Origin of the sequence: Zoogloea oleivorans (assembly GCF_008107625.1) — a bacterium.
In the GTDB taxonomy this organism is placed as follows: Bacteria; Pseudomonadota; Gammaproteobacteria; order Burkholderiales; family Rhodocyclaceae; genus Zoogloea; species Zoogloea oleivorans.
This window is the reverse complement of record NZ_SDKK01000012.1, coordinates 107,196-127,519: the sequence shown is the minus strand read 5'-3', so window position 1 is coordinate 127,519 and position 20,324 is coordinate 107,196. Positions and strand designations below refer to the sequence as shown.

19 protein-coding genes and 1 tRNA gene are annotated in these 20,324 nt (G+C 58.6%); all 20 read right to left on the bottom strand.

Annotation, left to right across the window (positions count from 1 at the left end):
- Positions 1 to 2: 2 nt before the first annotated feature.
- Positions 3 to 278 carry a 30S ribosomal protein S19 gene (gene rpsS / locus ETQ85_RS13955; RefSeq protein WP_148579678.1) on the bottom strand — a complete coding sequence of 92 codons (276 nt, stop codon included), beginning with the start codon at positions 276 to 278 and terminating at the stop codon, positions 3 to 5.
- 10 nt (positions 279 to 288) lie between these two features.
- Complete coding sequence (rplB, locus tag ETQ85_RS13950) at positions 289 to 1,116, bottom strand: 50S ribosomal protein L2 (RefSeq protein ID WP_148579677.1); 828 nt, start codon at positions 1,114 to 1,116, stop codon at positions 289 to 291.
- Positions 1,117 to 1,121: 5 nt separating this feature from the next.
- Positions 1,122 to 1,427, bottom strand: a complete 306-nt coding sequence (rplW, locus tag ETQ85_RS13945) for a 50S ribosomal protein L23 (protein WP_148579676.1) — start codon at positions 1,425 to 1,427, stop codon at positions 1,122 to 1,124.
- Positions 1,424 to 2,044, bottom strand: coding sequence for a 50S ribosomal protein L4 (gene rplD / locus ETQ85_RS13940; RefSeq protein ID WP_148579675.1), 621 nt, complete (start codon positions 2,042 to 2,044; stop codon positions 1,424 to 1,426). Before rplD ends, rplW begins: the two co-directional genes overlap by 4 nt.
- A gap of 11 nt (positions 2,045 to 2,055) precedes the next feature.
- On the bottom strand, positions 2,056 to 2,700 hold the full coding sequence (rplC, locus tag ETQ85_RS13935; protein ID WP_148579674.1) for a 50S ribosomal protein L3: 645 nt from the start codon (positions 2,698 to 2,700) through the stop codon (positions 2,056 to 2,058).
- A gap of 117 nt (positions 2,701 to 2,817) precedes the next feature.
- Entirely contained in the window at positions 2,818 to 3,129 is a 312-nt protein-coding gene (gene rpsJ, locus ETQ85_RS13930; RefSeq protein ID WP_148579673.1) for a 30S ribosomal protein S10, read from the bottom strand.
- Between the two features lie 56 nt (positions 3,130 to 3,185).
- Positions 3,186 to 4,376, bottom strand: coding sequence for an elongation factor Tu (gene tuf, locus ETQ85_RS13925; RefSeq protein WP_148579672.1), 1,191 nt, complete (start codon positions 4,374 to 4,376; stop codon positions 3,186 to 3,188).
- A 31-nt stretch (positions 4,377 to 4,407) separates the two neighbouring features.
- Complete coding sequence (gene fusA, locus ETQ85_RS13920; protein WP_148579671.1) at positions 4,408 to 6,501, bottom strand: elongation factor G; 2,094 nt, start codon at positions 6,499 to 6,501, stop codon at positions 4,408 to 4,410.
- A gap of 115 nt (positions 6,502 to 6,616) precedes the next feature.
- Positions 6,617 to 7,090 carry a 30S ribosomal protein S7 gene (gene rpsG, locus ETQ85_RS13915; RefSeq protein WP_148579670.1) on the bottom strand — a complete coding sequence of 158 codons (474 nt, stop codon included), beginning with the start codon at positions 7,088 to 7,090 and terminating at the stop codon, positions 6,617 to 6,619.
- A gap of 33 nt (positions 7,091 to 7,123) precedes the next feature.
- Positions 7,124 to 7,501: a 30S ribosomal protein S12 gene (gene rpsL, locus ETQ85_RS13910; protein ID WP_079432645.1), complete on the bottom strand. Its 378-nt coding sequence runs from the start codon at positions 7,499 to 7,501 to the stop codon at positions 7,124 to 7,126.
- A 131-nt stretch (positions 7,502 to 7,632) separates the two neighbouring features.
- Positions 7,633 to 11,844 (bottom strand): DNA-directed RNA polymerase subunit beta', encoded by a 4,212-nt coding sequence (gene rpoC, locus ETQ85_RS13905; protein WP_148579669.1) that lies wholly within the window; start codon positions 11,842 to 11,844, stop codon positions 7,633 to 7,635.
- 44 nt (positions 11,845 to 11,888) lie between these two features.
- Entirely contained in the window at positions 11,889 to 16,019 is a 4,131-nt protein-coding gene (gene rpoB / locus ETQ85_RS13900) for a DNA-directed RNA polymerase subunit beta (protein WP_148579668.1), read from the bottom strand.
- Between the two features lie 200 nt (positions 16,020 to 16,219).
- Positions 16,220 to 16,594, bottom strand: coding sequence for a 50S ribosomal protein L7/L12 (gene rplL / locus ETQ85_RS13895; RefSeq protein ID WP_148579667.1), 375 nt, complete (start codon positions 16,592 to 16,594; stop codon positions 16,220 to 16,222).
- Positions 16,595 to 16,644: 50 nt separating this feature from the next.
- Complete coding sequence (gene rplJ / locus ETQ85_RS13890) at positions 16,645 to 17,145, bottom strand: 50S ribosomal protein L10 (RefSeq protein ID WP_148579748.1); 501 nt, start codon at positions 17,143 to 17,145, stop codon at positions 16,645 to 16,647.
- 229 nt (positions 17,146 to 17,374) lie between these two features.
- Positions 17,375 to 18,079, bottom strand: a complete 705-nt coding sequence (gene rplA, locus ETQ85_RS13885) for a 50S ribosomal protein L1 (protein ID WP_148579666.1) — start codon at positions 18,077 to 18,079, stop codon at positions 17,375 to 17,377.
- A gap of 2 nt (positions 18,080 to 18,081) precedes the next feature.
- A complete protein-coding gene (gene rplK, locus ETQ85_RS13880; protein ID WP_148579665.1) occupies positions 18,082 to 18,513 on the bottom strand; it encodes a 50S ribosomal protein L11 in 432 nt (143 codons plus the stop codon).
- A gap of 98 nt (positions 18,514 to 18,611) precedes the next feature.
- Positions 18,612 to 19,145, bottom strand: coding sequence for a transcription termination/antitermination protein NusG (gene nusG, locus ETQ85_RS13875; protein WP_148579664.1), 534 nt, complete (start codon positions 19,143 to 19,145; stop codon positions 18,612 to 18,614).
- Positions 19,142 to 19,495, bottom strand: a complete 354-nt coding sequence (secE, locus tag ETQ85_RS13870; RefSeq protein ID WP_148579663.1) for a preprotein translocase subunit SecE — start codon at positions 19,493 to 19,495, stop codon at positions 19,142 to 19,144. Before secE ends, nusG begins: the two co-directional genes overlap by 4 nt.
- Before the next feature lie 25 nt (positions 19,496 to 19,520).
- A tRNA-Trp gene (locus ETQ85_RS13865) sits at positions 19,521 to 19,596 on the bottom strand.
- 59 nt (positions 19,597 to 19,655) lie between these two features.
- A partial coding sequence (locus ETQ85_RS13860) for an EF-Tu C-terminal domain-related protein (RefSeq protein WP_246128769.1) occupies positions 19,656 to 20,324 on the bottom strand: 669 nt, incomplete at its 5' end.

The window sequence follows — 20,324 nt, the reverse complement described above, 5'->3', positions numbered from 1 at the left end:
CCTTAGCGCTTGGCCTTCTTGCTGGCGGCGTGACCCTTGAACGTCCGGGTCAGCGCGAATTCGCCGAGCTTGTGACCAACCATGTTTTCGGAGACGTACACCGGAATGTGCTGACGACCGTTATGCACGGCAATCGTCAAACCAACAAAATCCGGGAGCACAGTAGAGCGACGCGACCAAGTCTTGATCGGGCGCTTGTCATTCGAGACCCGAGCGGCGTCCACCTTCTTCAGGAGGTGAGCGTCGATAAAGGGGCCCTTCTTAATAGAACGTGCCATGTCTTACCTCTTATCGCTTGTGCCGACGCTGAACAATCATGGAGTCGGTACGCTTGACGCTACGGGTACGATAACCCTTAGCCGGCTGACCCCACGGGCTAACAGGCACACGACCCTCGCCAGTACGGCCTTCACCACCACCGTGCGGGTGATCGACCGGGTTCATCGCCACACCGCGAACGGTCGGACGAATACCACGCCAGCGATTTGCACCAGCCTTGCCAATCTTGCGCAGACTATGCTCTTCGTTACCCACTTCACCGATCGTCGCGCGGCACTCAACGTGCACACGGCGAATTTCACCGGAGCGCAGACGAACCTGAGCGTAGATGCCTTCACGAGCCAGCAGCTGAACCGAGGTACCGGCAGCGCGAGCAAGCTGAGCGCCCTTGCCAGGCATCATCTCGACACAGTGAAGGGTGCTACCAACCGGAATATTCCGGATCGGAAGAGCATTACCCGGCTTGATCGGGGCTTCAGAGCCACTGATCACGGTTTGACCAACAACCAGCCCCTTCGGCGCGATGATGTAACGACGCTCACCATCCAGGTAGCACAGCAGCGCAATGTTGGCCGAACGGTTCGGGTCATACTCGAGACGCTCAACCTTGGCAACAATGCCATCCTTGTTGCGACGAAAATCGACAACGCGGTAATGCTGCTTGTGACCACCGCCCTTGTGACGGGTGGTGATGTGGCCGTTGTTGTTGCGACCGGCAGTCTTGGACTGCTTCTCAACCAAGGAAGCGACAGGCGCGCCCTTGTGAAGATTTGCGTTCACAACCTTGACAACGGCACGACGGCCAGCAGAAGTCGGTTTGACTTTAACGAGTGCCATCTTCTTTACTCCCCGGCCGCAAAGTTGATTTCTTGGCCCGGCTTGAGGCAAACGTACGCCTTCTTCCAGCCCTTCCGGCGCCCGGTCATCTTGCCAAAGCGCTTTTCCTTGCCCTTGACGTTGGAGACCTGGACAGCCTTCACTTCAACCTTGAAGAGAAGCTCAACAGCCGCCTTGACTTCGGGCTTGGTCGCATCACTGGCAACACGAAACACCACTTGCTCGTTCTTGTCAGCGATGTAAGTCGCCTTCTCCGAGATCTGAGGGGCGAGCAGCACCTGCATCAGACGCTCTTCCTTGAATGCGCTCATTGCCACAACTCCTCCATCTTGGCGACAGCACCCTTCGTAACGATCACGTTGGGGAAGCGCACCAGGGATACCGGATCGGTCTCGCTAACTTCAAGAACGAGAACGTTCGGAAGGTTGCGGGAAGACAGGTACAGATTCTCATCAAAGGAATCGGTAATGAGCAGCACGGACTCCAGCCCCATACCCTTCAACTTCTGGGCAAGCAGCTTGGTCTTCGGCGCATCAACACCAAAACCTTCAACCACGGACAAACGACCATCACGAGCAAGCTGCGACAAAATTGCAGCAACGCCAGCGCGGTACATCTTCCGGTTAACCTTATGGGAGAAGTTCTCATCCGGCGAATTCGGGAAGGCACGACCGCCTCCACGCCAGATCGGGCTCGAGCTCATACCCGAACGGGCACGACCGGTACCTTTTTGACGCCACGGCTTGTGGGTCGTATGAGCAACTTCGTCGCGCCCTTTTTGAGCACGATTTCCAGAGCGAGCATTGGCCATGTAAGCAACAACGACCTGATGAATCAGGGCTTCGTTGTACTCGCGGCCAAACAGCGCGTCGGACGCCTGAAGGGTCGCAGACGCCTGGCCCTGTTCGTTCAACAGATTCAGTTCCATCACGCCTCCAGTCAGCTGCCAGCCTTGACGGCAGGGCGAACTACAACATCGCCGCCATCATGGCCAGGCACGCCGCCCTTGATCAACAAAAGGCCGCGCTCAACATCAACACGCACCACTTCAAGGTTCTGCACCGTACACTTGGCCGCACCCATGTGACCGGTCATGCGCTTACCCGGGAAAACACGACCCGGATCCTGCGCCATACCGATGGAACCCGGCACATTGTGGCTACGGGAGTTACCGTGAGTAGCACGACCGGAAGCGAAGTTGTGGCGCTTGATCGTACCGGCGTAACCCTTACCGATAGAAACACCGCTCACATCGACCTTTTGACCGACAGCGAAGATATCAACGCCAACCACATCACCCGCCTTCAGAGAAGACAGATTGCCAGCATCAACACGGAATTCCTTGAAAACATGACCCGCTTCGACACCAGCCTTGGCAAGATGGCCAGCAGCGGCCTTATTGACACGACTAGCACGCCGAACACCGAAGGTCACTTGGACGGCGGAATAGCCATCCGATTCAGCCGTTTTAATCTGGGTCACACGGTTATTGGACACATCCAGCACAGTTACCGGAATGGATTGACCATCCTCGGCAAAAATGCGAGTCATGCCCACCTTGCGCCCGACAAGGCCTAGACTCATTTTATTCTCCTTACCCTGGTTGCGATTGACCAGGACCGATTGTCATTACAAACTGCGCCAAAAAGCGCAAGGGCCGGATTATATCGGCCCTTGCCCCCATAACGCAATAGCTTTGAGTTACTGCAGCTTGATTTCGACGTCAACGCCAGCAGGAAGGTCGAGTTTCATCAGAGCATCGACAGTCTTGTCAGTCGGATCCACGATGTCCATCAAACGAAGATGGGTACGGATCTCGAATTGATCGCGGGAGGTCTTGTTGACGTGGGGGGAACGAAGCAGGTCGAAACGCTCGATGCGGGTCGGCAGGGGAACAGGCCCGCGAACCACAGCGCCAGTACGCTTCGCAGTATCCACGATCTCTTGAGCCGACTGATCGATAAGCTTGTAATCGAAAGCCTTGAGGCGGATACGGATTTTCTGGTTTTGCATGTTATTTCCCAAAGAGCAGTCGGCGCGACACCCCATGTGCCGCGCCCAGACAAATATTACTCGATAATTTTGGCAACGACACCGGCGCCGACGGTACGACCGCCTTCACGGATGGCGAAGCGCAGACCTTCTTCCATGGCGATCGGAGCAATCAGCTTGACGGTCATGGAGATGTTGTCGCCCGGCATAACCATCTCGGTGCCTTCCGGCAGGGAGATCGAACCCGTCACGTCCGTGGTACGGAAGTAGAACTGGGGACGGTAGTTATTGAAGAACGGGGTGTGACGGCCGCCTTCTTCCTTCGACAGCACATACACTTCACCGGTGAAGTGGGTGTGCGGCTTGATGGAAGCCGGCTTGCACAGCACTTGACCGCGCTGCACATCTTCACGCTTGGTGCCACGCAGCAGCACGCCCACGTTGTCGCCAGCCTGACCCTGATCCAGCAGCTTGCGGAACATTTCCACGCCGGTACAGGTCGTCTTGACGGTCGGCACGATGCCAACGATTTCGCACTCTTCGCCAACCTTGACGATGCCGCGCTCAACACGACCGGTCACCACAGTGCCGCGGCCGGAAATGGAGAATACGTCTTCGATCGGCAGCAGGAACGGCAGATCCACAGCGCGCTCAGGCGTCGGGATGTAGCTGTCCAGAGCAGCAGCCAGGCGGAAGATCGACGGCTCGCCGATTTCGGACTGATCGCCTTCCAGAGCCTTCAGGGCGGAGCCGTGAATGATCGGGGTGTCATCGCCCGGGAAATCGTACTTGGACAGCAGCTCGCGCAGTTCCATTTCGACGAGTTCGAGCAGCTCGGCATCGTCAACCATGTCGCACTTGTTCATGTACACCAGCACGTACGGCACGCCAACCTGACGGGCCAGCAGGATGTGCTCGCGGGTCTGGGGCATCGGGCCGTCAGCAGCAGAGCACACCAGAATCGCGCCGTCCATCTGCGCAGCACCGGTAATCATGTTCTTGACGTAGTCGGCGTGACCCGGGCAATCAACGTGCGCGTAGTGACGATTTTCGGTTTCGTATTCGACGTGCGCGGTGTTGATGGTGATGCCGCGAGCCTTTTCTTCCGGCGCCGCGTCAATCTGGTCGTAAGCCTTGGCTTCGCCGCCAAACTTGCGCGACAGCACAGTCGTGATCGCAGCCGTCAGCGTGGTCTTGCCATGGTCAACGTGACCAATCGTGCCGACGTTTACGTGCGGCTTCGTCCGTGCAAATTTTTCCTTAGCCATTTTTTAGCTTCCTAATCAGTTATTACAACAATTATTTCTTGTTGATGATGGCTTCAGCGACGTTACGCGGAGCTTCCGTGTAGTGCTTGAATTCCATCGAGTACGTGGCACGACCCTGACTCAGGGAACGCAGCTGGGTAGCGTAACCGAACATCTCGGCCAGCGGCACTTCAGCCTTGATCTCCTTGATACCGCCGGGGAGATCATCCATACCCTGGACGATACCGCGACGACCAGAGAGGTCACCCATGACGTTGCCCATGTAGTCCTCAGGGGTCTCGACAACCACCGCCATCATCGGCTCGAGCAGAACAGGGCTTGCCTTGCGCATGGCGTCCTTGAAAGCCATGGAAGCAGCCATCTTGAACGCATTTTCGTTCGAGTCCACATCGTGGTACGAACCGTCGAACAGGGTGACCTTCACATCCACAACCGGGAAACCGGCCAGCACGCCATTCGGCAGCGTTTCGCGAAGACCCTTATCAACCGCGGGGATGAATTCGCGGGGCACAACACCACCCTTGATCGCGTCGATGAATTCGTAACCCTTGCCCGGCTCGTTCGGCTCAAGCTTGATCCAGACGTGGCCAAACTGACCGCGACCGCCAGACTGCTTGACGAACTTACCTTCCTGCTCGACAGACTTGCGAACCGCTTCGCGATAGGCAACCTGAGGAGCGCCGACGTTGGCCTCAACGTTGAATTCACGCTTCATGCGGTCAACGATGATTTCGAGGTGAAGCTCGCCCATGCCGGAAATAATGGTCTGACCAGACTCTTCGTCGGTGCGCACACGGAAGGACGGATCTTCTGCAGCCAGACGACCGAGCGCCAAACCCATCTTTTCCTGGTCAGCCTTGGTCTTCGGCTCAACAGCAACGTGAATAACCGGCTCCGGGAAAATCATGCGCTCAAGAATGATCGGCGCGCTCAAATCACAAAGGGTTTCACCCGTAGTGACATCCTTCAGTCCGACAACAGCGGCGATGTCGCCTGCCAGCACTTCCTTGATTTCTTCACGGTCATTCGCATGCATCTGCAGAATGCGGCCAATGCGTTCCTTCTTGTCCTTGACCGAGTTCAGCACGGTAGAACCGGACTCGAGAACACCGGAATAAACACGGATAAAGGTGAGCTGACCAACGAACGGATCGGTCATGAGCTTGAAGGCCAGCGCGGAGAACTTCTCCGTATCGAGGGCCTTGCGGGACACTTCCTGCTCGTTGTCATCCACACCAGTAACAGGCGGAATATCCACCGGCGACGGCAAGTACTGGATAACAGCGTCAAGCATGCGCTGGACGCCCTTGTTCTTGAACGCAGTACCGCACAGCATCGGCTGGATTTCGCAAGCCAGCGTACGCGCGCGAAGACCGAACACGACGTCTTCTTCCGACAACTCGCCGTTTTCGAGGTACTTGTTCATCAGCTCTTCGGATGCTTCAGCCGCAGCCTCAACCATCTTCTCGCGCCAATCTTCGGCTACGCTGACGAGATCCTCAGGGATATCGCGGTAGTCGAACTTCATCCCCTGAGATGCCTCATCCCAGAAAATGGCCTTCATCTTGAGCAGATCCACAACACCAACAAAGGTGTCTTCCGCGCCGATTGGAATCACAACCGGAACAGGGTTGGCGCTCAGACGGGTACGCATCTGATCGACAACCTTGAAGAAGTTGGCGCCGGAGCGGTCCATCTTGTTCACGAAAGCAAGGCGGGGAACCTTGTACTTGGTGGCCTGACGCCACACAGTCTCGGACTGGGGCTGCACACCGCCGACCGCACAGTAAACCATGCAGGCGCCATCAAGAACACGCATGGAACGCTCGACTTCAATCGTGAAGTCCACGTGTCCCGGGGTGTCGATGATGTTGAAGCGGTGCTCGGGATAGGACGAATCCATACCCTTCCAGAAACAGGTCACGGCAGCCGAAGTAATCGTGATGCCGCGCTCTTGCTCCTGAGCCATCCAGTCGGTCGTTGCTGCGCCGTCATGCACCTCACCGAGCTTGTGGCTCACGCCCGTGTAAAAAAGGATACGCTCGGTAGTCGTCGTCTTCCCGGCGTCAATGTGTGCGGAGATACCGATATTGCGATAGCGCTCGATGGGAGTCTTGCGTGCCACAGCCCTAACCTTGCCTTCCTGAATTTGCGATGCCTTGAAACTGCCGGCGTCGTACTAAGACTTTACAAATAAATCGAGCCCCTTTCAGGGCCCGACTTGGATTACGCCTGAAAGATCAGAAGCGATAGTGCGAGAACGCCTTGTTGGCTTCCGCCATGCGGTGCACTTCTTCACGCTTCTTCATCGCGGCGCCACGACCTTCGGCAGCCTCGAGCAGCTCGCCAGCCAGACGCTGGGCCATGGACTTCTCGGAGCGCTTACGGGCAGCCTCACGCAGCCAGCGCATGGACAGAGCCATACGACGAGCCGGGCGAACTTCAACCGGAACCTGGTAGTTGGCACCACCGACGCGACGGCTCTTCACTTCCACAACCGGGCGAACATTGCTCAGCGCAGCGGAGAACACTTCGAGAGGATCCTTGCCGTTACCCTTGGCAACGATGGTCTCAAACGCGCCATAAACGATACGCTCAGCGACGGACTTCTTGCCGCTTTGCATGATGGCATTGATAAACTTGGAAACATCCTGGCTCCCGAACTTGGGATCGGGCAGGACTTCCCGCTTGGGTACATCACGACGACGGGGCATGCTTGACTCTCGCTATTCTGTGATTGCCGACAATTAAGACTTTTTCGGGCGCTTCGCACCGTACTTCGAGCGGGACTGCTTACGATCCTTGACGCCTTGCAAGTCAAGGGAACCGCGAACGATGTGGTAACGCACACCCGGCAAGTCCTTAACCCGGCCACCACGAATCAGCACAACAGAGTGCTCCTGGAGGTTGTGACCTTCACCACCGATATAGGAGATCACCTCAAAGCCGTTGGTCAGACGAACCTTGGCCACCTTACGCAGCGCGGAGTTCGGCTTCTTCGGGGTGGTGGTGTAAACACGGGTGCAAACGCCCCGCTTTTGCGGGCATGCCTCGAGCGCAGGAACCTTGCTCTTGGAAACGGGCGCCTGCCGGCCCTTACGAACGAGTTGATTAATTGTTGGCATAGCTAAGAATTTCCCAAAACACCGAGGCGGCCCGCACGGACCGGCCCCGGATGGTTATTCCGGCTGCGACTGACTACGATTGGCCAGTCCGCAAAAAGAGGCCGGAGTATATCTTCCTCGTCAAGCTTTCGTCAACCGGGCAACTGCGCATTTTCGGTTTCGGAAGCTTCTGCTTGCGGCGCCCAGGCATGTCCTTCGCCCAGATCTTCACCTTCGGTCTGAGCCTTGCGGTTCCGGTGGTAAGCCAAACCGGTACCTGCCGGGATAAGACGACCGACAATAACGTTTTCCTTCAGGCCACGAAGTTCGTCGCGCTTGCCGAGAATTGCTGCTTCGGTCAGCACGCGGGTCGTTTCCTGGAAGGATGCTGCAGAGATAAAGGAGTCGGTAGACAACGACGCCTTCGTGATACCCAGCAGCAGGAAGTTGTAATTTGCGGGCAACTTGCCTTCGGCCGCCATCTTGTCGTTTTCGTCAAGAACTTCGGCACGCTCGACCTGCTCCTCGCGGATGAAACCGGTATCGCCCGGATCGGTAATCACAACGCGACGCAGCATCTGGCGAACGATCACCTCGATGTGCTTGTCGTTGATCTTCACGCCCTGCAGTCGGTACACGTCCTGCACTTCGTCGATGATGTAGCGGGCCAGCGCCTCGACGCCCTGCAAACGCAGGATGTCGTGGGGATCTGCGGGACCGTCGACGATCAGCTCGCCCTTGTTCACAACTTGACCGTCGTGAACCATGACGTGCTTGTCCTTGGGAATCAGGAACTCGTGGACCGCGCCATCCGGCTCGGTGATCACGAGACGCTGCTTGCCCTTGGTGTCCTTACCGAAGGAAACCGTACCGGTCACCTCGGCGAGCACGCCGGCATCCTTCGGAGCGCGGGCTTCGAACAACTCGGCCACACGCGGCAGACCGCCGGTAATGTCGCGAGTCTTGGCCGATTCCTGCGGGATGCGAGCGAGCACATCACCCACCGAAACCTGCTGGCCATCCTTCACGGTGATCAGCGAACCGACCTGGAAGGTGATGGACACGGCATGTTCGGTACCAGCGATGCGCACTTCCTCACCGGATTCGGTCAGCAGCTTGACCTGCGGACGCACGCCCTTCGAGGTACTTGCACCACGACGCTTGGCATCGATCACGACGAGGGTGGACAGACCGGTCACTTCGTCGATCTGCTTGGCGACGGTAACACCCTCTTCGACGTTCTCGAAGCGCACCACACCGGCGTACTCGGTGATGATCGGACGGGTGTGGGGATCCCACGTGGCGAGCTGCGTGCCGGCCTTGATGGAAACACCTTCGTCGATCGACAAAGTCGCGCCGTAGGGAATCTTGTGACGTTCGCGCTCACGACCCATTTCGTCGGTGATCAGGATTTCCGCGGAACGGGAAATAACGATCTTTTCGGCCTTGGCGTTCGACACGTAACGCATGTTCTGCGTAAAGCGGATCACACCAGCCGACTTTGCCTCGACGGAACTTGCAGCCGCTGCCCGGGACGCCGCACCACCCACGTGGAAGGTACGCATGGTGAGCTGGGTACCCGGCTCGCCGATCGACTGGGCGGCGATAACACCCACCGCTTCGCCGGCATTGACCATGGAACCACGGCCCAGGTCGCGGCCGTAGCACTTGCCGCACAGGCCGTAGCGCGTTTCGCAGGACAACGGGGTGCGCACGCGCACTTCGTCGATACCTTCGGCTTCGATCATGTCAACCATGTCTTCGTCGAGCATGGTACCTGCCTCGATCACGGTCGCCTGAGTCTCGGGATGAACCACGTCATCGGTCACCACACGACCCAGAATACGATCGCGCAGCGGCTCGACAACTTCACCACCTTCAACCAGCGCCTTCATCAGGAAGCCGCTCTTGGTGCCGCAGTCATCCTCGATAACGACCAGATCCTGCGTCACGTCCACCAGACGACGGGTCAGGTAGCCGGAGTTCGCGGTCTTCAGTGCCGTATCCGCCAGACCCTTACGAGCGCCGTGGGTCGAGATGAAGTACTGCAGAACGTTCAGACCTTCGCGGAAGTTGGTGGTAATCGGGGTTTCGATAATCGAGCCGTCCGGCTTCGCCATCAGACCCCGCATACCGGCCAGCTGACGGATCTGCGCAGCAGAACCCCGGGCACCGGAGTCGGCCATCATGTAGATGGAGTTGAACGACTCCTGCTTGACCGTCACGCCGTTGCGATCAACGACATCTTCCTGACCAAGCTGGTCCATCATCGCCTTGGCGACCTGGTCACCGGCACGACCCCAGATGTCCACCACCTTGTTGTAACGCTCGCCGTCAGTCACCAGACCGGAGGTGTACTGCTGGGCGATTTCCTTCACTTCCTGTTCGGCAGCGTGGATCAGCGGGTGCTTGAGAGCAGGCACCAGCATGTCCTTCACCGCGATGGAGATGCCGGCACGCGTGGCCAGACCGAAACCGGCCTGCATCAGCTTGTCGGCAAACACCACGGTGGCCTTCAAGCCACAACGACGGAAGGCCGCGTTGATCAGCTTGGAGATTTCCTTCTTCTTCAGCGGCTTCTGCAGCACGCTGAAGGGCAGGCCGGCAGGCAGAATCTCGGAGAGGATCGCACGACCGACGGTGGTCTCGTGGCGGGTGATCTTCTCGATGGACTCGCCCTCGGGGCCGAGGTCCCATTCCTTAAGACGGACGATGACCTTGGCGTGCAGGGAAACCTGGCCGGATTCGTAGGCGCGCTTGACTTCGCCCACGTCAGCGAAGGCCATGCCCTCGCCCTTGGCGTTCACTCCCTGGCGGGTCGCGTAGTACAGGCCCAGCACGATATCCTGCGACGGCACGATGATCGGCTCGCCGTTGGCGGGAGACAGTACGTTGTTGGAGGCCAGCATCAGCGTGCGGGCTTCCATCTGTGCTTCCAGCGACAACGGGACGTGAACGGCCATCTGGTCACCGTCGAAGTCGGCGTTGAACGCCACGCAAACCAGCGGATGCAGCTGGATCGCCTTGCCTTCGATAAGGACCGGCTCGAACGCCTGGATGCCCAGACGGTGCAGCGTCGGCGCACGGTTCAGCATGACCGGATGTTCGCGGATCACCTCTTCGAGGATGTCCCACACCACCGGCTCCTGACCTTCCACCATCTTCTTGGCCTGCTTGATGGTGGTCGCGAGACCCATCAGCTCGAGCTTGTTGAAGATGAAGGGCTTGAACAGCTCAAGCGCCATCAGCTTCGGCAGACCGCACTGGTGCAGCTTGAGCTGCGGACCCACGGTAATCACCGAACGGCCGGAGTAGTCCACCCGCTTGCCGAGCAAGTTCTGACGGAAACGACCGCCCTTGCCCTTGATCATGTCGGCCAGAGACTTGAGCGGACGCTTGTTGGCGCCGGTCATGGCCTTGCCGCGACGACCGTTGTCGAGCAGGGAGTCGACCGACTCCTGCAGCATCCGCTTTTCGTTGCGGACGATGATTTCCGGCGCCTTGAGCTCGAGCAGACGCTTCAGACGGTTGTTCCGGTTGATCACCCGACGATACAGATCGTTCAGGTCGGAGGTCGCAAAGCGGCCGCCGTCCAGCGGAACCAGCGGACGCAGATCCGGCGGCAGCACGGGCAGCACTTCGAGAATCATCCAGTCCGGCTTGATGCCGGAGGTCTGGAAGGCCTCGAGCACCTTGAGGCGCTTGGAGATCTTCTTGATCTTGGCTTCGGAGCCGGTGGTTTCCAGCTCGGAACGAAGCTTCTCGATTTCGTGCGGCAGATCCAGGCTGCGCAGCATCTCGCGGATGCCTTCAGCGCCCATCAGGGCGATGAAGTCGTCACCGTATTCTTCAACCTTGGCCAGATAGTCGTCTTCCGACAAGATCTGGGCACGGTTCATCGGGGTCATGCCGGGATCGGTGACCACGTAGGCTTCGAAGTACAGCACACGTTCGATGTCGCGCAGGGTCATGTCGAGCACCATGCCGAGACGGCTCGGCAGGCTCTTCAGGAACCAGATATGGGCAACGACCGAGGCCAGCTCGATGTGCGCCATGCGCTCGCGGCGAACCTTCGAGAGGGTTACTTCAACGCCGCACTTTTCGCAGATCACGCCACGGTGCTTAAGGCGCTTGTACTTGCCGCACAGGCACTCGTAGTCCTTGACCGGCCCGAAAATCTTCGCGCAGAAGAGACCATCACGTTCCGGCTTGAAAGTCCGGTAGTTGATGGTTTCGGGCTTCTTTACTTCGCCGTAGGACCAGGACCGGATCGTTTCCGGGGACGCCAGACTAATCGTGATGGCGTCGAACTCTTCCTCGTTCGGCAGGCTTTGCTTGAACAGATCAGCGAGCAAACTTTTCATCAATCACTCCATCCAGGGTGAGCACACATCTTCGAATCAACCACTCAGTAGCGGTCGAGATCGATATCGATGGCCAGAGAGCGAATTTCCTTGACCAGCACGTTGAAGGATTCCGGCATGCCGGCATCGATCTTGTGCTCGCCCTTGACGATGTTTTCATACACCTTTGTCCGGCCGGTCACGTCATCCGACTTGACCGTCAGCATTTCCTGCAGGGTGTACGCAGCACCGTAGGCTTCCAGCGCCCACACTTCCATTTCCCCGAAACGCTGACCACCGAACTGCGCCTTACCGCCCAGCGGCTGCTGGGTGACAAGCGAGTACGGGCCAGTGGAACGGGCGTGCATCTTGTCATCGACCAAGTGATGCAGCTTCAGCACATGCTTGTAGCCAACCGTCACCTGACGCTCGAAGGGCTCGCCGGTACGACCGTCGAACAGGTTCACCTGACCACCCGCTGGCAAACCAGCCAGCTCCAGCATGCCCTGAATCTCGGACTCTTCGGCACCGTCGAACACCGGCGTTGCAAAGGGAACACCCTTGCGCAGGTTCTGGGCCAGTTCGAGCACTTCGGTGTCGTTGAACTCGTTGAGATCTTCCGGCTTGCCACTACCGTTATAGATCTCTTCGAGGAAACCCCGCACCTCATCTGCGCTCGCCTTGGCGCGCATCATCTTGTCGATCTTGTTGCCAAGACCCTTGGCGGCCCAACCCAGGTGGGTTTCGAGGACCTGACCGATGTTCATCCGGGAAGGCACACCCAGCGGATTCAGCACGATATCCATCGGCGTGCCGTCTTCCATGTACGGCATGTCTTCGACGGGAACGATCTTCGAGACCACACCCTTGTTACCGTGACGACCGGCCATCTTGTCGCCAGGCTGCAGGCGACGCTTGACGGCCAGGTAGACCTTGACCATCTTCTGGACGCCCGGCGGCAGCTCATCGCCCTGCGTGAGCTTCTTCTTCTTGGCCTCGAAAGCCAGGTCGAAGTCCTTGCGGGTCTTTTCGAGGGACTCGCGGACGGACTCCATCTGACCGGCAAGACCTTCGTCGGCCATGCGGATGTCGAACCAGTTGTAGTGCTCGAGACCGTCCAGGTAATCCTTGGTGATCGGCGCGCCCTTGGCGAGACGCTTCGGACCGCCATTGGCAGGCTGACCCATGATCAGACGTTCGATCCGCTCGAAGGCGTCGCGCTCGACGATCCGCATCTGGTCAGCCAGGTCGGTCTTGAAGCCGCGCAGCATGTCGTCGATGATCGACTGGGCACGTTTGTCGCGCTCGATACCTTCGCGGGTGAACACCTGCACATCAATGACGATGCCGTTCATGCCGGAGGGCACGCGCAGTGAGGTGTCCTTAACGTCGGAGGCCTTCTCGCCGAAAATTGCGCGCAGCAGCTTCTCTTCAGGGGTCAGCTGGGTTTCGCCCTTCGGCGTTACCTTGCCGACCAGCACGTCACCAGCTTCGACTTCAGCACCGATGTAAACGATGCCGGACTCATCCAGACGGGACAGCTGGCCTTCGCCCAGCGACGCGATGTCGCGGGTGATTTCCTCGGGTCCAAGCTTGGTGTCACGGGCAACAACCGTCAGTTCCTCGATGTGGATCGAGGTAAAGCGGTCATCGGCCACCACGCGTTCGGAGATCAGGATCGAGTCTTCGAAGTTGTAGCCGTTCCACGTCATGTAAGCGACCAGCATGTTCTGGCCGAGGGCCAGCTCACCCATGTCGGTGGAAGCACCGTCGGCAATCACGTCGCCGCGGGAAACGATGTCGCCAACCTTCACAACCGGACGCTGGTTGATGTTCGTGTTCTGGTTCGAACGCGTGTACTTGATCAGGTTGTAGATATCGACGCCGACTTCGCCGGAGTAGGTTTCCGCGTCATGCACACGGATCACGATCCGGTTGGCATCGACGTAGTCCACGATACCGCCACGACGGGCCTGCTCGGCCGTACCCGAGTCAACCGCCACCGTGCGCTCGATGCCGGTGCCGACGAACGGCTTTTCCGGACGCAGACAGGGAACCGCCTGACGTTGCATGTTGGCGCCCATCAGTGCCCGGTTCGCATCGTCATGCTCAAGGAACGGGATCAGGGAGGCTGCCACAGACACGATCTGGCCCGGCGCGATGTCCATGTACTGAACGGTGTCGGCGGTCGCCAAGGTGAATTCACCCTTGTTACGGCAGGACACCAGATCGCCGGTGAGACGGCCGGTTGCATCCACTTCCGCGTTCGCCTGGGCGATCACGTACTGGCCTTCTTCGATCGCCGACAGGAAGTCGATCTGCTCGGTGACGGAGCCTTCGGACACCTTGCGGTACGGCGTTTCGAGGAAGCCGTACTTGTTGGTGCGGGCAAACAGCGCCAGGGAGTTGATCAGACCGATGTTCGGGCCTTCCGGCGTTTCGATAGGACAGACACGACCGTAGTGCGTCGGATGTACGTCACGCACTTCAAAGCCGGCACGCTCGCGAGTCAGACCGCCCGGTCCAAGAGCCGAAACACGGCGCTTGTGGGTGATCTCGGCCAGCGGGTTGGTCTGGTCCATAAACTGCGACAGCTGGCTGGAACCGAAGAATTCCTTGATCGCCGCGCTGATGGGCTTGGCATTGATCAGGTCATGCGGCATCAGGTTGTCGCTCTCGGCCTGGCCGAGGCGTTCCTTGACGGCGCGCTCGACACGCACCAGACCGGCACGGAACTGGTTTTCAGCAAGTTCGCCGACAGAACGCACACGACGGTTGCCGAGGTGATCGATGTCGTCGATTTCGCCGCGGCCATTGCGCAACTCAACCAGCACACCGACAACGGCCAGCAGGTCGTCGTTCGACAGCGTGCCCGGACCTTCGCCGCCCTTCGGACCGACGGTGGCGTAGAGACGCTTCTGCCAGTCGGGGGACTTGTCGTCCAGCTTTTCCGGGTAGGCGCGACGGTTGAACTTCATGCGGCCGACGACCGACAGGTCGTAACGCTCGGGCAGGTAGAACAGGCCCTGGAACAATGCCTCGACGGCATCTTCCGTAGGCGGCTCGCCCGGACGCATCATGCGGTAGATCGCCACGCGCGCAGCCCACTGATCGGCAGTTTCGTCGATGCGCAGGGTCTGGGAAATGTGGGGACCACGATCCAGGTCGTTCAGATACAGGGTCGTGAAGTCGGTCACGCCAGCATCGCGGAGCTTGTCGAGGACATCCTCGGTAATCTCTTCGTTGGCGCGTGCAACCAGTTCACCGTCGGGACTGACCACGTTGGTGGCGAGAACGCGACCAAGCAGGAACTCGTCATTGACGGTGACCATATCGATGCCGGCCTGGGCCAGGTCACGGATATGCTTGGCGGTGATCCGCTTGTCCTTGGTCACGATGACCTTGCCGGACGCATCGACCACATCGAACTTGGCCATGTCGCCACGCAGGCGATCCGGCACGAGACCGAACTGGGCGCCGTCTTCGAGGAGGCTGAACTTCTCGAAGTCATGGAACGTGGACAGAATTTCTTCCGGCGTCATCCCGATGGCCTTCAGCAGGATGGTCACCGGCATCTTGCGGCGACGGTCCACGCGGAAGTAGAGGTAGTCCTTCGGATCGAACTCGAAGTCCAGCCAGGAACCACGGTAAGGAATGATCCGTGCAGAGAACAGCAACTTGCCGGAGGAGTGCGTCTTGCCACGGTCGTGCTCGAAGAACACACCAGGCGAACGGTGCAGCTGGGATACGATAACCCGCTCGGTACCGTTAACGACGAAGGAGCCGTTGTTGGTCATGAGCGGAATTTCGCCCATGTACACTTCCTGCTCCTTGACTTCCTTGATGGTTTCCTTGGCTGCTTCCTTGTCCAGGATCACCAGGCGAACCCGGGCGCGCAGGGGCGACGCAAAGGTCAGGCCGCGCTGCTGGCATTCCTTGACATCGAAAGCCGGCTCACCGAGATTGAATTGCACGAATTCCAGCCGAGCGTTGCCGCTGTGGCTGGAAATCGGAAAGATGGAATTGAAGGCAGCCTGGAGGCCCTGATTCGCCCGCACCGCCGGCAGAGTATCTGCCTGCAGAAAGGACGCGTAGGATTCAAGCTGAGTGGCCAGCAGATAAGGCACATTCTTTACAGCTGCGCGCTTGGCGAAGCTTTTACGGATGCGCTTTTTCTCGGTGTAGGAGTACGCCATAGATGCTCCGGGTCAGAGAAGTCGGACGTCAGAAGACAAAAGACAGCATTTCAGACGCTTGATTCAACGCAAATTGCGCTTTAACCTGCGTCGAACGCTCTTTTTTGTCGTCTAGGGCCAGAGTGATACGAACTGCAGAAAACAGAAAGCGCAAAAGGGCCGATGCCAAACTGGCATCAGCCCCCTGCACGAAGCCGAAATTACTTGATTTCGACCTTGGCGCCGGCATCCTCAAGTTGCTTCTTGAGTGCATCGGCATCAGCCTTCGGAATAGCTTCCTTGACGGGCTTCGGAGCGCCATCAACGAGGTCCTTGGCTTCCTTCAGGCCCAGGCCGGTAACGGCGCGGACAACCTTAATCACTTCAACCTTCTTTTCGCCGGCGGCCAGCAGCACGACGGTGAATTCGGTTTGCTCTTCAACAGCAGCGGCAGCAGCGCCAGCGCCCGGACCAGCAACAGCCAGGGAAGCGGCGGAAACGCCAAACTTCTCTTCAAAAGCCTTGACCAGCTCGTTCAGTTCGATAACGGTCAGCGCGCTAACGGCTTCGATGATGTCTTCTTTGGTAATTGCCATCTCAAAATACTCCAGATCTAATTTCGTATGAGTTGCCAGGAACCGACCAGTTAGGCCGTGGCTTCTTCTTCACGTTGCTTGGCGATCGCAGCCAGGACGCGGGCAAAGCCGGACACCGGTGCCTGCATGACGCCCAGCAGCTTGGCGAGCAGTTCTTCACGGCTCGGGATCGACGCGAGGGCTTGAACACCCGCTTTGTCAAGCACCTGGCCAGCGTAGGAACCCGCCTTCAGCACCAGCTTGTCGTTGGTCTTGGCGAAATCAGCCAGAACCCGGGCAGCTGCCACGGGATCAGCAGAGATGCTGTAAATCAGCGGGCCGGTCATTTCGTCGGACAGACCGGCGAAAGGCGTACCTGCCACAGCGCGGCGAGCCAGGGTGTTCTTCAGCACGCGCAGATAAACGCCAGACTCACGAGCCTTCGCACGCAGCACGGTGAGGTTACCCACCGCCAGGCCTGCGTATTCGGCCACGACGATCGTCTGGGCGTTCGCTACTTGTGCCGACACCTCAGCCACTACGGCTTTTTTGTCGTCGAGATTCAGACTCAAAGTCTTTCCTCCTATCAAGTCAACACGCGATGAAAAGTCCATCGCACCTACGGCGACCTGGATCAGGAGCTTTGCGCCTCGCAGGAAACGAAGCGCGGAAATCCTGTTCTGGAACACCGTCTACGCAGGTTTTCGATGATTAAGCGGATGGGGCTTGCACCCTCGGCCGCGCCTGCGGTCTTTGACGATCCGGCTGATTACCCTGCGGCAGTCAGCCGGCCCAAAGTTCTTATTGCTGCTGGCCGCTCAGAGTGGCGGGTTCCACGCGGACACCGGCGCCCATGGTGGACGACACGGCAACCTTGCGCAGATACACACCCTTGGCAGCAGCGGGCTTGGCCTTGACCAGCGCGTCGATCAGGGCAGCAACGTTCTGTTGCAGCGCTTCGACGGTGAAGGACGCACGACCCACGGTAGCGTGGATCAGACCGCCCTTGTCGGTACGGTACTGAACCTGACCAGCCTTGGCATTCTTCACTGCGGTGGTGACGTCCATCGTCACGGTGCCGACCTTCGGGTTCGGCATCAGGCCGCGGGGGCCGAGGATCTGACCGAGGGCGCCAACGACGCGCATGGCATCCGGAGTGGCGATACACAGGTCGAAATCGATGGTGCCGCCCTTGACTTGTTCAGCCAGATCGTCAAAACCAACCACGTCAGCGCCAGCTGCACGGGCAGCTTCAGCCTTGTCGCCCTGGGCGAACACGGCAACGCGAACGCTCTTGCCGGTACCGGCGGGCAAAACCACCGAACCACGCACCAGCTGGTCCGACTTCTTGGCATCAACGCCGAGGTTGACGGCGATATCCACGGACTCGTCGAACTTGGCGGTGGCGGACTCCTTGACCAGCGTCAGCGCTTCGGTCAGGGCGTAGGACTTGTTGCGATCAACCTTGGCACGCAGGGCCTGAACGCGCTTGGAAAGCTTTGCCATGATTACAGGCCCTCCACGGTAATGCCCATGCTGCGCGCAGAGCCAGCGATGGTACGAGCAGCAGCGTCGAGATCGGCTGCGGTGAGATCCTTGATCTTGACCTTGGCGATTTCTTCGCACTGGGCCTTGGTGATCGAACCAACCTTGTCGGTATGGGGCTTCGGGGAACCCTTCTGGATACCGGCAGCCTTCTTGATCAGAACAGTCGCGGGGGGCGACTTCATCACGAAGGTGAAGCTCTTGTCTGCAAACGCAGTGATCACAACCGGGATCGGCAGGCCGGGTTCAAGACCCTGGGTCTGTGCGTTGAACTCCTTGCAGAACTGCATGATGTTCAGGCCGCGCTGACCAAGAGCCGGGCCGATCGGGGGGCTGGGGTTGGCTTTGCCTGCAGGAACCTGCAGCTTGATGTAGCCAATGATTTTCTTTGCCATCAGGCAACTCCTTATCGAGTGTTAGCGCACGGCGGGTAAGGCCGCGCTCCTCTGCCCTTGCGGGCTGAAAACGGGGCGCTGATTGCGCCCCACTGCAATCAGGTTTTTTCGACCTGACCAAAATCCAGCTCAACCGGCGTCGCACGACCAAAGATGGTCACGGACACACGGATTTTGCTCTTTTCATAGTTCACGTCTTCGACGGAACCATTGAAATCGGTAAACGGACCTTCCTTGACGCGAACCATCTCACCAACCTCAAACAGCACTTTCGGACGCGGCTTGTCCACGCCTTCCTGCATCTGCTGCATGATCTTGGCGACTTCCTTTTCGGAAATCGGCGTCGGCTTGTTGGCAGTACCGCCGACAAAGCCCGTGACCTTCGGAGTCGACTTGATGAGATGCCAACTGTCGTCGTTCATCTCCATCTCCACCAGCACATAGCCGGGGAAGAACTTCCGCTCAGTAATGCTCTTCTGACCGTTCTTCATCTCGATCACTTCCTCTACAGGAACGAGAATCTGACCGAAGAAATCCTGCATGCCTGCACGGGTGATACGCTCGACGAGCGCGCGCTGCACCGACTTCTCAAAGCCGGAATAGGCGTGTACTACGTACCAACGCTTGCTCATGATTTTTTCCAGCCCAGAATCAGGTCGTAGAGAGCCCATTCGAGCGTCTTGTCAGTAACCCACAGGAAGAGCGCCATAATCACCACGAAGGCGAAGACGATACCGGTGGTCTGGAAGGTTTCCTTGCGGGACGGCCACGCAACTTTCTTGGTTTCTGCAACAGTTTCGTTGGCAAAAACAGCAAAACGCTGCCCGGACTCGGTTTTCCAAGCCACGGCAGCGCAAAGGGCAACGCCTGCGAGAACAGAAAGAACACGCAGAACCATCGCCTGCTCAGAAAGCAGATAGAAGCCCACAACGCCGGCCACCAGTAGAACCAGTGCCAGCGCAAACTTGATTTTGTCGGCCATTGAAAACTTGCGTCCGAATGAAACGTGGCAGGGGCAGAGGGAATCGAACCCCCAACCTTCGGTTTTGGAGACCGACGCTCTGCCAGTTGAGCTATACCCCTGCAGCAGAGACTATAAAACGCCTCGCGGGAGCGAGACGTTTTATACACACCTATCGATATTACTCGATAATTTTGGCAACGACACCGGCGCCGACGGTACGACCGCCTTCACGGATGGCGAAGCGCAGACCTTCTTCCATGGCGATCGGAGCAATCAGCTTGACGGTCATGGAGATGTTGTCGCCCGGCATAACCATCTCGGTGCCTTCCGGCAGGGAGATCGAACCCGTCACGTCCGTGGTACGGAAGTAGAACTGGGGACGGTAGTTATTGAAGAACGGGGTGTGACGGCCGCCCTCTTCCTTCGACAGCACATACACTTCACCGGTGAAGTGGGTGTGCGGCTTGATGGAAGCCGGCTTGCACAGCACTTGACCGCGCTGCACATCTTCACGCTTGGTGCCACGCAGCAGCACGCCCACGTTGTCGCCAGCCTGACCCTGATCCAGCAGCTTGCGGAACATTTCCACGCCGGTACAGGTCGTCTTGACGGTCGGCACGATACCAACGATTTCGCACTCTTCGCCAACCTTGACGATGCCGCGCTCAACACGACCGGTCACCACAGTGCCGCGGCCGGAAATGGAGAATACGTCTTCGATCGGCAGCAGGAACGGCAGATCCACAGCGCGCTCAGGCGTCGGGATGTAGCTGTCCAGAGCAGCAGCCAGGCGGAAGATCGACGGCTCGCCGATTTCGGACTGATCGCCTTCCAGAGCCTTCAGGGC

Coding starts and splice junctions, on each gene's coding strand:
- nusG (WP_148579664.1), bottom strand. CDS start 19,145: ATGAGCAAGCGTTGGTACGTAGTACACGCCTATTCCGGCTTTGAGAAG.
- rplC (WP_148579674.1), bottom strand. CDS start 2,700: ATGAGTCTAGGCCTTGTCGGGCGCAAGGTGGGCATGACTCGCATTTTT.
- rpsJ (WP_148579673.1), bottom strand. CDS start 3,129: ATGCAAAACCAGAAAATCCGTATCCGCCTCAAGGCTTTCGATTACAAG.
- rplW (WP_148579676.1), bottom strand. CDS start 1,427: ATGAGCGCATTCAAGGAAGAGCGTCTGATGCAGGTGCTGCTCGCCCCT.
- rpsS (WP_148579678.1), bottom strand. CDS start 278: ATGGCACGTTCTATTAAGAAGGGCCCCTTTATCGACGCTCACCTCCTG.
- rplD (WP_148579675.1), bottom strand. CDS start 2,044: ATGGAACTGAATCTGTTGAACGAACAGGGCCAGGCGTCTGCGACCCTT.
- rpoC (WP_148579669.1), bottom strand. CDS start 11,844: ATGAAAAGTTTGCTCGCTGATCTGTTCAAGCAAAGCCTGCCGAACGAG.
- tuf (WP_148579672.1), bottom strand. CDS start 4,376: ATGGCTAAGGAAAAATTTGCACGGACGAAGCCGCACGTAAACGTCGGC.
- rplA (WP_148579666.1), bottom strand. CDS start 18,079: ATGGCAAAGCTTTCCAAGCGCGTTCAGGCCCTGCGTGCCAAGGTTGAT.
- rplB (WP_148579677.1), bottom strand. CDS start 1,116: ATGGCACTCGTTAAAGTCAAACCGACTTCTGCTGGCCGTCGTGCCGTT.
- rpoB (WP_148579668.1), bottom strand. CDS start 16,019: ATGGCGTACTCCTACACCGAGAAAAAGCGCATCCGTAAAAGCTTCGCC.
- rplK (WP_148579665.1), bottom strand. CDS start 18,513: ATGGCAAAGAAAATCATTGGCTACATCAAGCTGCAGGTTCCTGCAGGC.
- rpsG (WP_148579670.1), bottom strand. CDS start 7,090: ATGCCCCGTCGTCGTGATGTACCCAAGCGGGAAGTCCTGCCCGATCCC.
- secE (WP_148579663.1), bottom strand. CDS start 19,495: ATGGCCGACAAAATCAAGTTTGCGCTGGCACTGGTTCTACTGGTGGCC.
- rplL (WP_148579667.1), bottom strand. CDS start 16,594: ATGGCAATTACCAAAGAAGACATCATCGAAGCCGTTAGCGCGCTGACC.
- rpsL (WP_079432645.1), bottom strand. CDS start 7,501: ATGCCAACAATTAATCAACTCGTTCGTAAGGGCCGGCAGGCGCCCGTT.